The organism is Mesorhizobium sp. P2_E7, from assembly GCF_056403855.1.
The window spans coordinates 57,327-73,744 of sequence record NZ_JBFUER010000007.1; the positions used below are offsets into that span (position 1 = coordinate 57,327).

The following is a 16,418-nucleotide window of genomic DNA, read 5'->3' on the forward strand; positions in this document are numbered from 1 at the left end:
AACCCATCTCCCCTGATCCTTTTCCTGGCTCCATTCACTGGTTTGGCCAGACACCGGTTCCCGAGATGGGCGCCGGTTTTGTAGTGCGGAACCGGCTACTCCGCGGCTTTGGTAATCGGGTTGACCGATACGTAGGTTCGGCCGTTGGCTTTTTTGTTGAAGGTGACTGCGCCGGTCTCAAGCGCAAAAAGGGTGTGGTCCGTGCCCATGCCGACATTGACGCCGGGATGCCAGGTGGTGCCGCGTTGACGGATGATGATGTTGCCCGGGATGACGGCTTCGCCGCCGAACTTCTTCACGCCCAGACGCTTGGAATGCGAGTCGCGACCGTTGCGCGACGAGCCGCCAGCTTTCTTGTGTGCCATCTAACTAACTCCGATGCGCCCTCGAGGGCGCTTGAATGGTCTTATGAACGCGTTCGCGTTCCGTTTCAAGTCCGATCCGGCGACCTTGTCGCCGGTTCGTTTTACTTCTTCGCCAGTTCCTTGGCCTGCTCGCGCCAGTCCTTGATCTGGTCGGCGCTGAAGGGCATGTGCTCGTCGATCTTGGCGACATCCTTGTCGGTCAGCTTGGCCAGCTGCGCGAAGGTGATGATGCCCTGCTCGTTGAGATCCTTGGCGGCGACCGGGCCGATGCCCTTGATCACGGTCAAATCGTCCGGCTCGCCCTTCGGCGCCTTGAACAGCGGCGCAGCGACGGCGGTCTCGGCCTCTGCCTTCGGGGCAGCCTCAGCCTTGGCTTCCTTCTTGGCCTTGGCTTCCTTAGGCGCGGCCTCGGCCTTCGCCTCGGGCGCTACCTCAGCCTTGGCTTCCGGCGCCTTGGCTTCCACCTTGGCGGCAGCCTTCTTGGAAGGCTTGGCGCCACCCAGCAGGATCTCGGCGATCCGCACGGTGGTCAGAAGCTGGCGGTGGCCGATCTTGCGGCGCGAATTCTGCCGGCGGCGCTTCTTGAAAGCGATGACGGTGCGGTTCTTGCCCTGCTCGACGACTTCCGCCGTGACCAGAGCGCCATCGACGAACGGGGCGCCGAAGGTGACATTCTCGCCCTCGCCATGCGCGAGAACGCTGCCGATTTCGACGATATCGCCGACATTGGCTTCGAGCTTTTCGATCTTCAGGAGATCGTTGGCGGCAACGCGATACTGCTTACCGCCCGTTTTAATGACTGCGAACATTTTTTGCCTTTCGCTGTTCGGTCGGCCTTGATGAACCGCTTCACGCGGTTCGGCCGTCTTTTTGTCAGTCTGCGGGTTCAAAAAACAAGCGGCGCGGAAGAACCCTCCACGCCGATTGCGCGCTTCCCCTAACCGAAGGTTTGGGTGAAGTCAAGGCAAACGGCCGGATTCGTTAGCCATGCCGGATCCTTGCCGCGCCCGATCCCTGCGGTCGAAGGCTGGCCTGCCTCGCTTGCCGACGCGCCCGCAACACAGCTCTCCCGGCAAAGCCCACACAGGAAGCTGAATTTCCCCGCGGATTGGGCCTTGTAACCTGCCCGCCCAGCCGTTATCTAGTGCGCCGCGCCGGCAACGGCCGACCATGACCGCGGAGAGGTGGCAGAGTGGTCGAATGCACCGCACTCGAAATGCGGCATGGGTGCAAGCCCATCGGGGGTTCGAATCCCTCCCTCTCCGCCATCTTGCTTTCCGCTTGAACTCCCGGCGGAAATTTCTTCCCGCCATGCGAGAATTCCGGTTCAGCTGCTAGGCGACGAGGCCTTGCCTGATTTGCTCTACTTCTTCGATCGGGACCGGATGGCCGGTGAGGAAGCCCTGCATCAAATGCACCCCCAGGCGCTGCAGCAACATGTACTGCTCTTCCGTTTCAACGCCCTCGGCGAGCACGACATGGCCGAGATTGCGAAGCAGTCCGACCATGTCCCGCAACAGGCTCAAGCCACGAGACGTCTGGCAATCGTGGAGGAAGCTGCGATCGATTTTGACGACGTCGAATTTGAACCGGCGGAGCCATGTAAGGCCGGCAAATCCCGTTCCGAAGTCGTCCAGCCAGATCTGAACGCCCAATTTTCGCAGCCGCTCCACGTTTCTTACCGCTTGCGCCTCCAGAAAGATGTCACTGCCTTCGGTGATTTCGATGGCCAGTTTCTGTGGCGCAAGGCCGTGCCGAGCAAGGATTTCGGTGACCCGCAGTGAAAAGTTGGGAACCTTGAGCTGAAGAACAGATACGTTCACGGTCACGACCGAGCCCAATCCGTATTCCGCCATGTCACCGCAGGCTCGATCGATCAACCACGTGCCCAGTTCCACGATCGCTCCGGTCTGCTCGGCAACGGGTATGAATACCGACGGACTGATCATGGTGCCGTCGAAGTCACATACCCGCATCAGAGTCTCGTGGCCCAGCACTCGTCCAGACGCCAGGTCGCGAATTGGCTGGTAGGCGACAGAAACGAGCTTGTTGGAAATCGCCAGCTTCAGCAGTTCTGAAAGATTTTCGCCGGAGCGATCCTGGCCGGTGGCGTGCGGGTCGTAAATTGTGAACGTAGCCCGACCCGCAAACTTGGACGCATAGAGTGCGCGGTCAGCTTCCTGCAGCAGGACTCTAAGTTCGATGCTCTGATCGGCGCGGGTCAACGAGGCTCCGGCACTGATCGTGACAATGTTGAGCTTGTCACCCCGATCAGGGTGGTAGATATCCAGGTCCTCCACAGCGCGACAGAATTGCTGCGTTATTTCATGAAGGTGAGCCCGCCCGGTGACCTTGCAGAGAATGACGAATTCTTCGCCGCCATAGCGTGCCGCGACGGCGTTGTTGGAAGCCGCCATCTCGGAAAGGACGTGGGCGAGTTTGATCAGACAATCGTCGCCGGCCTGATGACCAAGTCCGTCATTGAACCTTTTGAAGTAGTCGACGTCGATCAGAATGAGGCCGATCTCGTCGTCGTCCGCGGCCCAGTCTTCGCGCAGCTCCGAGAATTCTCGAATGATCGCCCTGCGGTTTTTCATTCCCGTGAGCGGATCGGTGTCGGCGATTTCGGTTAGCTTCTGCCCCTTCCTGATAGCAGCCTGCTCCTGAATCTGTGCCCGAAGTGCGTGCAGGAACGTCTGATAACGCTCCAGGCTCAGCCGCCAGGAAAGATAAAGCGACAACACCAGGCAGTTCACGAAATAGGCCGACAGCACGACCCGACCCGCGATGTCGGCCTGAAGGGAGAACATTGCAGCGTACACAAAGCTTGCGGCGACCGTCGCCGAGGCAATGGCCGAAAGCCAAAAACGGAAGTTGAAGAACAAATTCACACCCAGGATGAATACGGTGCCGAAAACCATGAAGTGGGAGAGGGCATCCTGATGCTCTGTTCCAAGGGCTGATACGAGCCATCCAAGGGCACCGGATACAATCGCCAGCGCCGCTACAAGGTGCAAGGTGGCAAGGGCGAAGCCCCGTCGGGCGATAAACTCGACAAGCGCCAGGGAGGTGATCCCAAGCGTAACGCGCGTCAAAACAAGCCGATCCGCGATATCGGGAAAAAGAAACCAATCGAAGAGGCCATAGGCCACATAGCTGAATACGGCAGCCGCAATACCCCATCGCACGAGACTGCGATTTTCATCGGCATCTTTCTGCAGGAACAGTGCCAGGAGTTCCGGATCGGCCGAATGCCACCGCGGACGGGCAATCGCTGCCGCCACCTTCTGGGCAACGTCCTCGCTCAGTTGCATTGCAACGCTCCTCCGCGATCTGCAGTAGCGAATGCAATAGCCGAGGTCGCCTGCCGTCGGAGAATGAAGGCGCCACTGTCCGCAGGAAAAGTCGGATGTCGCTAACCGACGGTAAACAGGCGGTTCGGATTTAGCCGGTTCAGGAGGGTGGATCACGCTCAATTGGCTAAAGTTTTATTAAAATTTTATTAAAATAGTTCGCATCATGCAGCGACGCACCTATGCTGTTTGCCGTGGACCGGGCGGGGGTAACCCGGAGAAACGGCATGCCCATCGACCCAAAATTGCAGCTCGACGAATACAGCCTCGTCACCACCAGCCTGATGAAGAAACATGCCGCTACTTCTGAAGAGACGGCCGACGCCGACGAGTTGAGGAACAGCACGGCCCAACTCGCCCTGATACTGGATCTTGCTCATCAAGCCTTCACGCGGCACAAACCGGCCGCCCTCACCGTCGACCGCCTGGCAGGCAGACTCCACAAGCTCCGCCGGCAGGTTGCTCCCGCGGTCTGGCAGAAACTCGTCCCTTTGGCTCAGCAACACCGGGTGGCGGAATACTTGATCCAGGACCCGTTCACACGTTGGTCGGTCGAAAAGCCGCGCGGGTATTCAGGCGATGCGGGCCTGCTGGACATTTACTACAAGCATCCCGCCGCCGACGGCACCGTGGCTTCATCGACCTTACTTGGTCGGCAAATTTACGCGTACACGAGTGAAGCTGCCAGTTCGGTGGCGGGGCGCGAGCGGCGGGATATTCTGGCCAGGACGGTGGACGAGACGGCCGGCAGTGTAGAAAAGGCGGAGATACTGGCGATTGCCTGCGGCCACCTCAGGGAAGCCGAACGCTCCGACGCGTTGGCCAAGCGCAAACTGCAACGCTGGATCGGTCTGGACCAGGACCCCGTCAGCGTAGCCACGGTGAACAACGACTTTGCCGGCACGGCAGTCGAGGCAATCCACGGCTCTGTGCGCGGCATTCTTCGCCGCGCCTACGCTCTTGGCACATTCGACCTCGTCTACGCATCGGGCCTTTACGATTACCTGCCGCGTGCCATCGGCGTCCGCTTGCTGCAAAGAGCCATGGAACTCGTCAAGCCTGGCGGCGAATTCCTGTTTGCCAATTTCAGCGACGAGATCACGACGGATGGTTACATGGAGACCTTCATGGATTGGCCGCTCATCTTACGCTCGGCTGACGATATGCGGGACATCATCAATGCCGCCCTCGGCGGGAACTCTTTCGAAGCGGACGTATATTACGGCTCGAACCGAAATATCGTTTACGGCAAAGTCAGGAAGGGCGACCTCTAAGAGCCTGAGGTCGTTCCGATTGCCTTTCGATGCGCCGGTGCATCGGCAATGGGCGGGAACGGATTTCTAAGCCTTTGCTGCTATGCAGTTGCCGGGCGGAGTTTTCCGACAGTGTCGCAACGCGCATTCATTATCCTGCTCGTCCTGCTGGCGGTGGTTGTCGCGCTGTCGGCAGCATCGTTTCCCGGCGCGATGATCGGCTTCCTGTTCGGCATCACGGTCGCCTTCTTCATCGCGATACCGGGAGCAGCCATCGGCGATGCACTGCATCGCGCCGGTGTTCCAGTGACGGGCGAGCAACTCGCCTGGGCCGCAGGCGGCCTCTACGCCGTGTTCGTCCTTGCCGCAGCCGTGCAGGCCTGGCTGCGGTTCCGGCGCGGCGACATGGACGGAGCGCGATCAGCGGGGTTGCGGACGGCCATCCTGCTGGCGCTGCCGCTGATCGCCTGGCTGTCACTCGATGCCATGCAACGCAATTGGCCCTGACCTCTTTCAGCTCTCGAAATAGCTGACACGGTCGAGATCGGCGATGAGCCCCGGCCCGGTCGGCGACCATCCCAATTTAGTTCGGGTCTGCTCGCTCGACGCCGACAGATCCCTGCCGATGAAATGGCCGAGAAAGCCGAAATGCCCGGCCGCCTCCTCAGGGCTCTTGGAAACGACCGGCAGGTTCAGGCGGCGGCCGATGACCTCGGCGATCTCCCTGGTCGCTACTCCCTGTTCGCCAACCGCATGATAGCTGACGCCGCCGGTGCCCTTCTCCAGCGCCCGCCTGTACAAAGCAGCAGCGTCGGACCGGTGCACCGCAGCCCAGCGATTCTTGCCCTCGCTGACATAGGCCGAGACGCTCTTTTCACGCGCAATGGCAATCAGCATCGGCATGAAGCCATGGTCGCCGTCGCCATGGACGCTCGGCGCAAGCCGCACCGTCGATGCGCGCACGCCACGCGCGGCGAGCGCCATGGCCGTTTCTTCCGAAGCGCGCGGCATGGCGGCGGAGGGTGGCGCGGGTTTGTCGTCCTCGATCGCTGGCCTTCCCTGCGCAAAGCCCGCCAGTCCTGAGGTGACAAGCAGCGGCCGCTCGGAACCTTGGAGCACCGCGCCAAGCGTTTCGATGGCCCGCTGGTCGGCTGCGCAACTGGCGGCGAATTTCGAAAAATCGTGGTTGAAGCCGGTATGGATGACACCGTCCGCTTGGGCGGCGCCGCTGCGCAGGCTGTCCAGATCCTCGATATCGCCGAGATGTGCCTCGGCGCCCGCGGCAACGATAGACTTCGCACCCGCTTCCGAGCGGGCAAGGCCAAGAACCTGATGACCCGCCCCCAGCAATTCCCGCACAACGGCCGAACCGACAAAACCGGTGGCACCGGTAACGAACACACGCATGATGATGTCTCCTTGGATTTTCGCCGAAGGCCGCACAGGCGGCCCGCTTGCCGAAGGAGATAGGTTGTTGAGATCGTACGATCTATGCTGTAAAATCCGAGATATCTTCGCAATCGTCCGAGAACGCTTATGGATCCGCTGTCAGACGTGCTGTCGCTGCTGAAACCGCGCAACTATCTGTCCGCCGGCCTGGAAGCCGGTGGCGACTGGGCGATCCAGTTCCCCGACCAGCAGGCTGCCATCAAATGCGGCGCCGTGGTCTCCGGCCAATGCTGGCTGTCGGTCGAGGGGGTCGCTGACGCGGTGCGGCTGGACGCGGGCGACTGTTTCCTGCTGCCGCGCGGCCGGCCTTTCCGTCTTGCCAGCGATCTCGGCCTGCCGACGGTCGATGCAAGCACGATCTTCTCGCCGGCGCGCACCGGCGGCATCACCTCTTACAATGGCGGCGGCGATTTCCTGCTGGTCAGCAGCCGCTTCGCTCTGTCCGGCGACCATGCCGGCATCCTGTTGCGGATGCTGCCGCCGATCGTTCACATTCGCGCGGAGAGCGACCATTCGGCGCTGCGCTGGCCGGTGGAACGGATGATGCAGGAATTGCGCCAGCGGCGTCCCGGCGGCTTTCTCATCGTCGAGCATCTCGCCCATATGATCCTGATCGAGGCCTTGCGCCTGCATATGGGAGCGCGGGAAAGCGTCGGCTGGCTGTTCGCGCTGACCGACAGGCAGATCGGCGCCGCGATCGGCGCCATGCACGAGAACCCGGCGCATGGCTGGACATTGCAGACACTGGCCGAGTGCGCCGGCATGTCGCGATCGACCTTTGCGCTAAAATTCAAGCAGACCGTCGGGGCCTCGCCCCTCGACTACCTGACGCGCTGGCGCATGATGCTGGCCGGCGACAGGCTGATGCATTCGAGCGATCCGGTATCCGTCATTGCGCTGGCGCTCGGCTACGAATCCGAAAGTGCCTTCAGCACCGCCTTCAAGCGCGTCATGGGCTGCTCGCCGCGGCAATATAGCCGGCGGGAACCTGCCTGCGCAGGGCGAACGCGCAGCCGCCTGAAGCGGTGATCCCGCCGGATCGCCGTCCCCTACAGGCTGTAGCGCGAGCGAAATTCGGCGAAGGACATTGCCAGATGGTTCTGGTCGACATGGCCGGTGATGCCGTCGACGCTGCCCGAGTCGCTGAATTGCCAGATGGCATAATTGGTGAAGCCCGGCGGTATCGGCGGCGGACTCGAACTGTAGCGGGCGAGCCAGAGCGGGCAGTTGCCAAAGCCGCTCGGGTTGCCCAGCTGCTGCCAGATATTGGCGCGCGTATAGATGAACGGCCAGCGGCCGCCATGCGCGGACCGCACCGCCGCCACCCAATCCTTCGCCTTCTGGACGTAGGCGGCCCGCGCCGCCGGCGTTGTCGGAATGAGTTCAATGTCGAGCGAGGGAATGAGGTCGCCACTGCCGAACGGTACCGTGTTGAGGAAGGCATGCGCCTGGTCGGCGCCCGAAGCGGTGTTGCGCAGGAAGTGGTAGCCCCCCACCAGCAATCCCGCTGCCTTGGCATCGGCAACATTGCGCACCGCGAATGCGTCCTTGCTGGTCTTGTCGGATATCTTGACGAAGGTGAACTTGACCCCGGCATTGGCGACCCGCGTCCACTTGATGGCGCTGGCGCCGCTGCCCCCGGCCTCGTTCTGATAATGCGAAACGTCGATCCCCTCACGCGTCGGCATGCCCTTGCTCCCATAGCCAGGCGGGCGCCGAGAAATTCGGCGCGCCTCGTTCGTTTGATGCAAGCTGTAAGAACTTCCCCCGAAGCCCAGCGAACACTGGTGCGGAATAGAGAACCTGACTCTCTTGCCTTCGCTGAATTCAAACACATTAGCCCTATCTAAGCTCGCCTCTGTGAAACCCTTCACACAGTTCTGTTTTGCAGGAACTGGACGATCCGGTCGTTGACAGCGTCGGGCTTTGCGTCCTTCCACAACAGGCGGCCAATGGCCGCCCGTTTCGTTTCCGCCGGCAGGATCAATAGCCGTCGACGTCGATGACGGCCTGGGCGAAAGCCTGCGGGGCTTCCTGCGGCAGATTGTGGCCGATGCCGCCCTCGATGTTTCGATGCGCATACTTGCCCGAAAACTTGTTGCGATAGGCCGTCGGGTTGAGATGCGGCGCGCCATTGGCGTCGCCCTCGAGCGTGATGGTCGGCACGCCGATGGCCGGCCCGGCGGCAAGCCGGTTTTCCAGCTCGTCAAATTGCGGATCGCCCGCCGCCAACCCGCCGCGCCAGCGGTAATTGTGAATGACGATGGCAACATGGTCCGGATTGTCGAAGGCAACGGCGCTGCGGTCGAACGTGGCTTCGTCAAAATTCCATTTCGGCGACGCCGTCTGCCAGATCAGCTTGGCGAAATCGTGCCGGTACTTGTCGTACCCGGCCGCGCCGCGCTCGGTGGCGAAATAGAACTGATACCACCAGTCATGCTCGGCATTGGGCGGCAGCGGCACCTTGCCCGTCTTGATGTTGCTGACGAGATAGCCGCTCACCGAGACCAGCGCCTTTGCACGTTCCGGCCACAGCGCCGAGATGATGCAGGCGCAGCGCGCGCCCCAGTCGAAACCGGCAAGGATCGCCTTCGGAATATTGAGCGCATCCATAAGCGCGACGATGTCCTGGGCGACCACCGATTGCTGGCCGTTGCGCATCGTCTCGGCGGACAGGAAACGCGTCGTGCCGTAGCCGCGAAGATAGGGCACGATCACCCGGTAGCCCGCCGACGCCAGCAGCGGTGCGACATCGACAAAGGCGTAGATATCGTAGGGCCAGCCATGCAGCAGAATGACCGGCGGCCCATCGGCCGGACCGGCTTCGGCATAGCCGATCTCGAGAACGCCGGCCTTGATCTTATTCAGAGCGGCGAAAGATGTGTTCGTCCCCGGCTTGACCGCGGGCAGGGTCGCCGCCTTTGCAGGGCTGGCCGATGCGCCGGTCGCGCCGGCCAGGCCAGCAGCGGCAAGGGTCAGGGCCGCCGCACCGAAGAAGCGGCGGCGGTCGTGGTTGATTTCGTCGGTCATGGGTTTCTCCTACTGAGTTGATACCGCTGGAAAGGATGGCCCGGGTGTATCTCCCATGTGTCCCCATCCGTTCGAATTGAAAGCGCATGTAGCGAGGCGGCACCCGGATACACTGGGATACATTTTTGGCCGATCAGCACACATTCGGGATACGTCGCATGCCTCTTATGCGGATGTCGCTGGCTTCCAGGCCATTGCGGCTCAACGCTATCCTCCCCTAAGGACATTATCTCCATGACCACGATCGAAAAAGTCCTCTACACCGGCAAGACCCACACCACGGGCGGCCGCGACGGCGCCTCCCGCAGCTCGGACAGCTACCTCGACATCAAGCTTTCCCCACCCGGCACCGGCGCCGGCACCAATCCGGAGCAGCTGTTCGCCGCCGGCTGGTCGGCTTGCTTCATCGGCGCCATGGGCCTGGCGGCGCGCAAGATGAACGTCGCTTTGCCGTCCGATGTCGCCGTCGATGCAGAAGTAGATCTTGCCACATCGGAGGGCGGCTATCTGCTGCAGGCCCGTCTCAATGTCAGCCTTCCCGGCGTGGATCGGGAAGCGGCCCGCGCTGTGGTCGACGCCGCGCACCAGACCTGCCCCTACTCCAAGGCGACGCGTGGTAACATCGGCGTCACGATCGAGCTGGTCTAGCCAGCTGGAAATGAACAACGGCATAGCCGCCGGCAGCCTATCTCGTCTCGCGGATACGCTGCTGGCGGTGCCTGATGCACTTTCCCCGGGGAAAATGTACTGGTGGCGTCAGGCGAAGAAAGGCAGGAAGCATCCACGATGGATCATGTCGATCACATCCTGATCGTCGATGACGATCGCGAAATCCGCGAGCTGGTCTCCGGCTATCTCAGGAAGAATGGCCTGCGCGCCACCGCCGTGCCGGACGGCCGGCAGATGCGCGCCTTCCTCGAGACGGATTCCGTCGATCTCATCATCCTCGACGTCATGATGCCTGGCGACGACGGCCTCGTTCTGTGCCGGCAGCTGCGCGCCGGCAAGCACAAGGCAACGCCGATCCTGATGCTGACCGCCCGCAACGACGAGACCGATCGGATCATCGGCCTGGAACTGGGCGCGGACGACTATCTGGTGAAACCCTTCGCCGCGCGCGAGCTTCTGGCTCGCATCAACGCGGTGCTACGGCGAACCCGCATGCTGCCGCCAAATCTCCAGGTGACGGAGACCGGGCGTCTGCTGAAATTCGGGGCGTGGCGCCTCGACACGGTCGCGCGCCATCTTCTCGACGAGGATGGCACGGCGGTCGCGCTGAGCGGCGCCGAATACCGGCTGCTCTGCGTCTTCGTCGACCATCCGCAGCGTGTCCTCAACCGCGACCAGTTGCTCAACCTGACGCAGGGGCGCGAAGCCGAGATATTCGACCGCTCGATCGACCTGCTGGTCAGCCGTCTGCGCCAGCGCCTGCGCGACGACGCGCGCGAACCGGCCTACATCAAGACGGTGCGCAGCGAAGGCTATGTGCTGTCCATGCCTGTCGAAATCAGCGAACCGGGTTGAGCCCGATGGCAACACCCCGGCGCTTCCTGCCCTGGCCGCGCACCTTGCGTTCGCGGCTGTTCCTGATCCTGCTTGCCGGCCTGATCGTGGCGCAGGGTCTGTCCTTTGTGCTCCTGATCGTGGAGCGCTTCGCCTCGGCTCAGACGATCATGTCCGATACGCTGGACAGGGACGTGAAGTCGGCGATCGCGATCCTCGACCGCGTCCCGGCGGCGGAGCGGGCGCAATGGCTGCCTCTGCTCGACCGAAATACCTATCGCTACGTGTTGGGGCCGGGACTGCCGGGGGTGCCCAAGCTGACCGGCCGCGGCCCCTTGATCGCCACGACCATAAGCGCAGCAGCCGGCCCGCGTTTCCCGGTGAGGGTCGAATCCATTCCCGCCGACGGAGAGCGTCTTCAGGCGCATTTGACGCTGAGCGATGGTGCGCCGCTCACCATCGATGTCCACCCCTCGCTGATGCCGCTCGCACGCTGGCTGCCTTATGTGCTGGTGGCGCAGCTGCTTTTGCTTGTGCTGTGCAGCTGGTTTGCCGTCCGGCTGGTGATCCGTCCGCTGGTCAATCTCGCCAACGCCGCCGACACGCTCGATCCGGGCAAGCCGACGCCGCGCTTGAGCGAATCAGGACCTCTGGAAGTCGCGCATGCCGCGACCGCCTTCAATTCCATGCGCGAACGTATTGCCGAGCATCTCGAAGAGCGGATGCAGATCCTTGCCGCGATCTCCCACGACCTGCAGACGCCGATCACGCGCATGAAGCTGCGTGCCGAACTGTCCGACGAGACGCCCGGGAAAGAGAAGCTGATGCACGATCTGGCCGAGATCGAGAACCTTGTGCATGAGGGCGTGGCCTATGCCCGCAGCGCTCGCGGCAGCCTCGAAAAACCCTCGCGAATCGACCTCGGCTCCTTCGTCGAAAGCCTGGTGTATGACTACCAGGACACCGGCAAGGCCGTCTCCGCCGGCGCGGAAATCGATGTCGCCGTGGTGACGCGCCCGCAGGCGCTGCGGCGCATCCTCACCAACCTCGTCGACAATGCGTTGAAATTCACCGGCAGTGCGGAGGTCTCGGCAGAGAAAGGGCCCGGTGATCACGTCGTCATAAAGGTGCTCGATCGCGGCCCCGGCATTCCGCACGACCAGCTCGAGGCCGTGCTGCAACCGTTCTTCCGGCTTGAACAATCGCGAAACCGCGGCAGCGGCGGCGCCGGGCTAGGCCTGGCGATCGCCTACCAATTGTCGCTCGCGATCGAGGGCAGATTAGAGCTGAAAAACCGGCCCGGCGGTGGCCTGATCGCCGAAATACACTTGCCCGATCGGATGCAGGTGGGCCGTAGCGCGTAATCACGGGACTGGCAGGCCTTTCAGACCGCCCCACCCGACTGGTGCGCAGCGATCGCGCTCAGGAACACCTTGCCGAACTCCTTGAGCTTGGCGGCGCCGACACCGTTCACTTCGGCGAAATCGTCGAGGTCTTGCGGGCGGCGCTCGGCCATGTCGATCAGCGTGCGGTCTGAAAACACCACATAGGCCGGCACCTGGCGCTCCTTGGCCAGACGCAGCCGCAGCGTCTTCAGCGCGGCGAGCAGCGACGCATCGACATTTTCGCCCTGGGGAGTCTGGCCGGCACGAGCCGCGCGGCGCGCGGCACGCGTGCGCGTCTCGACGCGATACTGGAACGCTACTTCGCCACGGCCGAGCGCATGGCCTTTTTCAGCGATGGCCAGGCCGCCATGGCCGCCCGGATCCGGCACCAGGAAACCGTTTGCAACCAACTGACGGATCAGCGACAGCCAAAAATCCTTTTTGTGCGCGGCGCCGCTGCCAAAAGCGGCCAGCCTGTGATGGCCCCTGCCCGTCACCTTTTCGGTTTCATGGCCGAGCAGGATGTCGATGACATGGCCGGCGCCGAAGCGCTCACCGCTCTGCGCGACCGCCAACAGGATAAGGCGTGCCTCGGCCGTGCCGTCGGCGCGCGGCGCTTGTTCCAGGCAGTTGTCGCAATTGCCGCAAGGGGCCGCCTCTTCACCGAAGTAGCCAAGCAGCACCTGGCGGCGGCACTCGGCCGTCTCGCAATAGCCGATCAGCGTGTCGAGCCGACCATGCGAGCGGCGCTTGTGCTCGACGGCGGCGTCCTCGTCGTCGATGAACATGCGGCGCATGCGGATATCGCCGAGGCCGTAAAGCATATGCGCCTCCGCCGCCCTTCCGTCGCGGCCGGCGCGGCCGATTTCCTGGTAATAGGCCTCGAGGCTGCCCGGCAGATCGGTGTGGAAGACATAGGCGACGTCGGGCTTGTCGATGCCCATGCCGAAGGCGATGGTCGCCACCATGACGACGCCGGAAAGCGTCATGAAAGCGTTCTGGTTGGCGTCACGCGCCTCCTTGCTCATGCCTGCATGATAGGCGAGCGCGGTGACGCCGTTCTTTTCGAGGAAGGCCGCCATCTCCTCGGTCTTCTTGCGCGACAGGCAATACACGATGCCGCTGCGACCCTGATGGCGCTCGATGAAGTTGAGCAACTGCCGCTTGCTGTCCTGCTTGGGCTCGATGGCAAGCTTGATGTTGGGCCGGTCGAAGCCGAGGACCTGCGTTTCCACACGCCCGCCAAACAGCCGCGTCTCGATGTCTGCCCGCGTCGTCTCGTCCGCCGTCGCCGTCACCGCGATGATCGGCACATCGGGAAAGATGCCGCGCAGCTGAGACAGATCTTCATATTCGCGCCTGAACGCCGGCCCCCATTGCGAGATGCAATGCGCCTCGTCGATGGCGATCAGGCTGACATCGAGCCTGGCCAACGCGTCCAGCATACGCTCGGTCATCAGCCGTTCCGGCGCGAGGTAGAGCAGACGCGTCTGGCCCGACGCAACACGGCGCCACGCCGCGACATTGGCGTCGCGCTCGATCGAGGAGTTGATCGTATCGGCAGCAACGCCGGCAAGGCGCAGTGCCGCGACCTGGTCCTGCATCAGGGCCACCAGTGGCGACACGACGATGGTCAGCCCGCCCTTGACCAGTGCCGGGACCTGATAGCAGAGCGACTTGCCCGCACCCGTCGGCATGACCGCCAGCACGTGGCGGCCGGCAAGCAGCGCCTCCATCACCGAGGCCTGTCCCGGGCGAAAATCATCGAAGCCGAACACGTCCTTGAGGACGCGCCGTTTGGGATCGTGCGCCGAAACGCTCGTCGTCGATATCTGCATCACGGATGTTTTCGATCGGCCGCCCGAAGCAGCGGCATGGGGCAACGATTAGCGCAGCCCCCGCCCGACCACAACAAGCAGCAGCAACATCCCACCGATGATTGAACCGGCTGGTGCCGTTAAACCAATCTTCACCTTGTTGCGGCACCGTCCAAACCCTGCGGCGATGTTTCGAGTACCGCTGCGCTACGAGCGCACAGGCAACAGGCCCGCGCCTCCCAGGAGGCGCGGGTTTCCTGTTTCTGGGATTGCCAAAAAAGGGCTCAGGCCAGGAAATCGGCCCGGTGCGGCGTAAAGCTGTCGACCAGGCGCCCGGTCTCCAGCGCCTTGACGCCGTGCACCAGATTGGACGGCACGATGAAGCTGCCGCCGGTCTCGATGGTCTCGGTGCGGCCGTCGATGGTGACCTCAAAGCGGCCTTCGGCGACATAGCTTGCCTGGACATGCGGGTGCGAATGCAGCGCGCCGACGCCGCCCTTGTCGAAACCGAACTCGACCATCATCAGCTCGTCGGTATGCAAGAGAACGCGCCGCCTGTTGCCGTCCGGCGTCGGCGTCCAGGCGCTCTCGCCGGGTTGAGCGAAAATCTTTGCCTCGGTCATGACCGTCTCCTCATCGCGCCAGCCAGCCGCCATCCACCGGAATCACGGCGCCATGCATATAGTCGGACGCCGGCGCCAGCAGGAAGACGGCGGCGTCGCCTATGTCTTCCGGCCCACCCCAGCGGCCGGCCGGGATGCGTGCCAGGATCGCCGCGCTGCGGTCGGGATCGGCGCGCAGCGCCTCGGTGTTGTTGGTTTCGATATAACCGGGCGCAATGGCGTTGACGTTGATGCCCTTTGCAGCCCATTCGCAGGCGAGCAGGCGAGTGATGCCGAGCGCGCCATGTTTCGACGCGGTGTAGGACGCGACACGGATGCCGCCCTGGAAACTCAGCACTGAGGCGATGTTGACGATCTTGCCGCGCCGGCCGGGATCGGCCAGAACGCGCCTGGCAAAACCTTGGCTGAGAAAGAACAGCGTCTTCAGATTGACGTCGATGACGTCATCCCAGTCGGCCTCCGAGAAGTCGACCGCGTCGGCGCGCCGGATGATGCCGGCATTGTTGACCAGGCCGTCGATCGGCCCGGTCTTTTCCCAGACCTGATCGAGCATGGCTTTGGCAGCAGCGTGATCAGCAAGATCGCTGTGCACGGCCTCGAACCGACCGCCGACCGCGACGACCTTCTTTTGCGTATCGTCCATCGCTGAGCGGCCGACGCCGATGACGGTGCCGCCGGCGCGAGCGATCGAGACCGCGATGCCCTGGCCGATGCCGGTGTTGGCGCCCGTGACAAGGATGCGCCTGCCGACCAGGCTGAACGAGGAAGGGCCGCTCACCGCAGTTCGCCCAACGGCACCGGGTCGACATCGGTGTAGTCGACATTGTCGCCGGCCATCGCCCAGATGAAGGCGTAGTTCGAGGTGCCGGCGCCGGAATGGATCGACCAGCCCGGCGACAGCACCGCCTGTTCATTGGCCATCACGACATGGCGGGTTTCGTCCGGCTCGCCCATGAAATGGAAGACGCGCGCCGTCTCCGGCAGATCGAAATAGAGATAGGCCTCCATGCGTCGGTCATGCACATGGCAAGGGATGGTGTTCCACACCGAGCCCGGCGCCAGCTGGGTCATGCCGACGACCAGTTGGCAGGTCTTGACGCCGTCGGCATGGATGAACTGGAAGATCGAGCGCTCGTTGCAGGTCTCCTTGCTGCCTAGGTCGAGACGCTTGGCGTCGCCGATGCGGATCAGCCGGTTCGGATAGGTCTGATGCGCCGGCGCGCTGAGCAGATAGAACTTGGCCGGCAGACCCTTGTCCGCCGAAGCGAACGACACATCGGTGCTGCCCATACCGAGATAGAGCATGTCGCGCGCCTGCAATGGGTGGGTCTCGCCATTTGCCGTCACCGAACCGGCGCCGCCAATGTTGACGATGATCAGCTCGCGGCGGTCGAGAAAATTCTTGGTCCCCGTCGGCTTGATCGCTTCCAGCGGCAGCGCCGCCGCTTCCGGCACGGCGCCGCCGACGATCATGCGGTCATAATGGGTATAGGTCAGGCTGACGCGTCCGGGCTGGAACAGGTCGTCGATATGGAAATTGTGACGCAGTTCGTCGGTGCCCATGGACGCCGCGGCAACCGGGTCGATGGCGAAACGCGAGGTGTAGTCGGTATGCGAGTGACTTTGAGACATTACTGCTC

16 protein-coding genes and 1 tRNA gene are annotated in these 16,418 nt (G+C 62.9%); 7 read left to right on the top strand and 10 right to left on the bottom strand.

Annotated features, from left to right (window positions below):
* Positions 1 to 95: 95 nt before the first annotated feature.
* Both rpmA and AC1DYC_RS26970 read right to left on the bottom strand, forming a co-directional pair.
* A complete protein-coding gene (rpmA, locus tag AC1DYC_RS26965; protein WP_015315190.1) occupies positions 96 to 365 on the bottom strand; it encodes a 50S ribosomal protein L27 in 270 nt (89 codons plus the stop codon).
* A gap of 101 nt (positions 366 to 466) precedes the next feature.
* A complete protein-coding gene (locus tag AC1DYC_RS26970; protein WP_477410758.1) occupies positions 467 to 1,174 on the bottom strand; it encodes a 50S ribosomal protein L21 in 708 nt (235 codons plus the stop codon).
* A 369-nt stretch (positions 1,175 to 1,543) separates the two neighbouring features.
* Between AC1DYC_RS26970 and AC1DYC_RS26975 the strand changes: the two genes are divergently transcribed.
* Positions 1,544 to 1,633 (top strand) — tRNA-Ser (locus AC1DYC_RS26975).
* 66 nt (positions 1,634 to 1,699) lie between these two features.
* On the opposite strand, the gene AC1DYC_RS26980 is transcribed toward AC1DYC_RS26975, so the two are convergent.
* Positions 1,700 to 3,679: a putative bifunctional diguanylate cyclase/phosphodiesterase gene (locus tag AC1DYC_RS26980; RefSeq protein WP_477410759.1), complete on the bottom strand. Its 1,980-nt coding sequence runs from the start codon at positions 3,677 to 3,679 to the stop codon at positions 1,700 to 1,702.
* A 266-nt stretch (positions 3,680 to 3,945) separates the two neighbouring features.
* Here AC1DYC_RS26980 and AC1DYC_RS26985 point away from each other — a divergent pair, with 266 nt between their 5' ends.
* Positions 3,946 to 4,992: a class I SAM-dependent methyltransferase gene (locus AC1DYC_RS26985; protein ID WP_477410760.1), complete on the top strand. Its 1,047-nt coding sequence runs from the start codon at positions 3,946 to 3,948 to the stop codon at positions 4,990 to 4,992.
* Between the two features lie 111 nt (positions 4,993 to 5,103).
* The gene (locus AC1DYC_RS26990; RefSeq protein WP_477410761.1) at positions 5,104 to 5,478 is read left to right on the top strand and encodes a hypothetical protein; all 375 of its coding nucleotides are present in this window, start codon (positions 5,104 to 5,106) and stop codon (positions 5,476 to 5,478) included.
* Positions 5,479 to 5,484: 6 nt separating this feature from the next.
* Here the strand turns inward: AC1DYC_RS26990 and AC1DYC_RS26995 are convergent, their stop codons facing one another.
* Positions 5,485 to 6,378, bottom strand: a complete 894-nt coding sequence (locus AC1DYC_RS26995; protein WP_477410762.1) for an SDR family oxidoreductase — start codon at positions 6,376 to 6,378, stop codon at positions 5,485 to 5,487.
* 129 nt (positions 6,379 to 6,507) lie between these two features.
* Between AC1DYC_RS26995 and AC1DYC_RS27000 the strand changes: the two genes are divergently transcribed.
* A complete protein-coding gene (locus AC1DYC_RS27000; protein ID WP_477410763.1) occupies positions 6,508 to 7,449 on the top strand; it encodes an AraC family transcriptional regulator in 942 nt (313 codons plus the stop codon).
* Between the two features lie 20 nt (positions 7,450 to 7,469).
* On the opposite strand, the gene AC1DYC_RS27005 is transcribed toward AC1DYC_RS27000, so the two are convergent.
* Positions 7,470 to 8,108 (bottom strand): glycoside hydrolase family 25 protein, encoded by a 639-nt coding sequence (locus AC1DYC_RS27005; protein ID WP_477410764.1) that lies wholly within the window; start codon positions 8,106 to 8,108, stop codon positions 7,470 to 7,472.
* A 295-nt stretch (positions 8,109 to 8,403) separates the two neighbouring features.
* Positions 8,404 to 9,450 carry an alpha/beta fold hydrolase gene (locus tag AC1DYC_RS27010; protein ID WP_477410765.1) on the bottom strand — a complete coding sequence of 349 codons (1,047 nt, stop codon included), beginning with the start codon at positions 9,448 to 9,450 and terminating at the stop codon, positions 8,404 to 8,406.
* Between the two features lie 234 nt (positions 9,451 to 9,684).
* Here AC1DYC_RS27010 and AC1DYC_RS27015 point away from each other — a divergent pair, with 234 nt between their 5' ends.
* From AC1DYC_RS27015 to AC1DYC_RS27025, 3 genes are all read left to right on the top strand, one after another.
* Positions 9,685 to 10,098, top strand: coding sequence for an organic hydroperoxide resistance protein (locus AC1DYC_RS27015; RefSeq protein WP_477410766.1), 414 nt, complete (start codon positions 9,685 to 9,687; stop codon positions 10,096 to 10,098).
* A 138-nt stretch (positions 10,099 to 10,236) separates the two neighbouring features.
* Positions 10,237 to 10,974, top strand: a complete 738-nt coding sequence (locus tag AC1DYC_RS27020; RefSeq protein ID WP_477410767.1) for a response regulator — start codon at positions 10,237 to 10,239, stop codon at positions 10,972 to 10,974.
* 5 nt (positions 10,975 to 10,979) lie between these two features.
* Positions 10,980 to 12,317 (top strand): ATP-binding protein, encoded by a 1,338-nt coding sequence (locus AC1DYC_RS27025; protein WP_477410768.1) that lies wholly within the window; start codon positions 10,980 to 10,982, stop codon positions 12,315 to 12,317.
* Between the two features lie 20 nt (positions 12,318 to 12,337).
* Here AC1DYC_RS27025 and recQ read toward each other — a convergent pair whose 3' ends face one another.
* The 4 genes from recQ to kduI form a co-directional block, all read right to left on the bottom strand.
* On the bottom strand, positions 12,338 to 14,176 hold the full coding sequence (gene recQ, locus AC1DYC_RS27030; protein WP_477410866.1) for a DNA helicase RecQ: 1,839 nt from the start codon (positions 14,174 to 14,176) through the stop codon (positions 12,338 to 12,340).
* Between the two features lie 263 nt (positions 14,177 to 14,439).
* Complete coding sequence (locus AC1DYC_RS27035; RefSeq protein ID WP_477410769.1) at positions 14,440 to 14,778, bottom strand: cupin domain-containing protein; 339 nt, start codon at positions 14,776 to 14,778, stop codon at positions 14,440 to 14,442.
* Between the two features lie 10 nt (positions 14,779 to 14,788).
* The gene (kduD, locus tag AC1DYC_RS27040) at positions 14,789 to 15,556 is read right to left on the bottom strand and encodes a 2-dehydro-3-deoxy-D-gluconate 5-dehydrogenase KduD (protein ID WP_477410770.1); all 768 of its coding nucleotides are present in this window, start codon (positions 15,554 to 15,556) and stop codon (positions 14,789 to 14,791) included.
* Complete coding sequence (gene kduI / locus AC1DYC_RS27045; protein WP_477410771.1) at positions 15,553 to 16,410, bottom strand: 5-dehydro-4-deoxy-D-glucuronate isomerase; 858 nt, start codon at positions 16,408 to 16,410, stop codon at positions 15,553 to 15,555. The genes kduD and kduI overlap by 4 nt, the downstream gene beginning before the upstream one ends.
* Positions 16,411 to 16,418 lie beyond the last annotated feature (8 nt).

Bases quoted from the DNA above. Each gene is read 5' to 3' on its own strand.
- rpmA (WP_015315190.1), bottom strand. From the start codon at position 365: ATGGCACACAAGAAAGCTGGCGGCTCGTCGCGCAACGGTCGCGACTCG.
- AC1DYC_RS26970 (WP_477410758.1), bottom strand. From the start codon at position 1,174: ATGTTCGCAGTCATTAAAACGGGCGGTAAGCAGTATCGCGTTGCCGCC.
- AC1DYC_RS26980 (WP_477410759.1), bottom strand. From the start codon at position 3,679: ATGCAACTGAGCGAGGACGTTGCCCAGAAGGTGGCGGCAGCGATTGCC.
- AC1DYC_RS26985 (WP_477410760.1), top strand. From the start codon at position 3,946: ATGCCCATCGACCCAAAATTGCAGCTCGACGAATACAGCCTCGTCACC.
- AC1DYC_RS26995 (WP_477410762.1), bottom strand. From the start codon at position 6,378: ATGCGTGTGTTCGTTACCGGTGCCACCGGTTTTGTCGGTTCGGCCGTT.
- AC1DYC_RS27000 (WP_477410763.1), top strand. From the start codon at position 6,508: ATGGATCCGCTGTCAGACGTGCTGTCGCTGCTGAAACCGCGCAACTAT.
- AC1DYC_RS27005 (WP_477410764.1), bottom strand. From the start codon at position 8,108: ATGCCGACGCGTGAGGGGATCGACGTTTCGCATTATCAGAACGAGGCC.
- AC1DYC_RS27010 (WP_477410765.1), bottom strand. From the start codon at position 9,450: ATGACCGACGAAATCAACCACGACCGCCGCCGCTTCTTCGGTGCGGCG.
- AC1DYC_RS27015 (WP_477410766.1), top strand. From the start codon at position 9,685: ATGACCACGATCGAAAAAGTCCTCTACACCGGCAAGACCCACACCACG.
- AC1DYC_RS27020 (WP_477410767.1), top strand. From the start codon at position 10,237: ATGGATCATGTCGATCACATCCTGATCGTCGATGACGATCGCGAAATC.
- AC1DYC_RS27025 (WP_477410768.1), top strand. From the start codon at position 10,980: ATGGCAACACCCCGGCGCTTCCTGCCCTGGCCGCGCACCTTGCGTTCG.
- recQ (WP_477410866.1), bottom strand. From the start codon at position 14,176: ATGCAGATATCGACGACGAGCGTTTCGGCGCACGATCCCAAACGGCGC.
- AC1DYC_RS27035 (WP_477410769.1), bottom strand. From the start codon at position 14,778: ATGACCGAGGCAAAGATTTTCGCTCAACCCGGCGAGAGCGCCTGGACG.
- kduI (WP_477410771.1), bottom strand. From the start codon at position 16,410: ATGTCTCAAAGTCACTCGCATACCGACTACACCTCGCGTTTCGCCATC.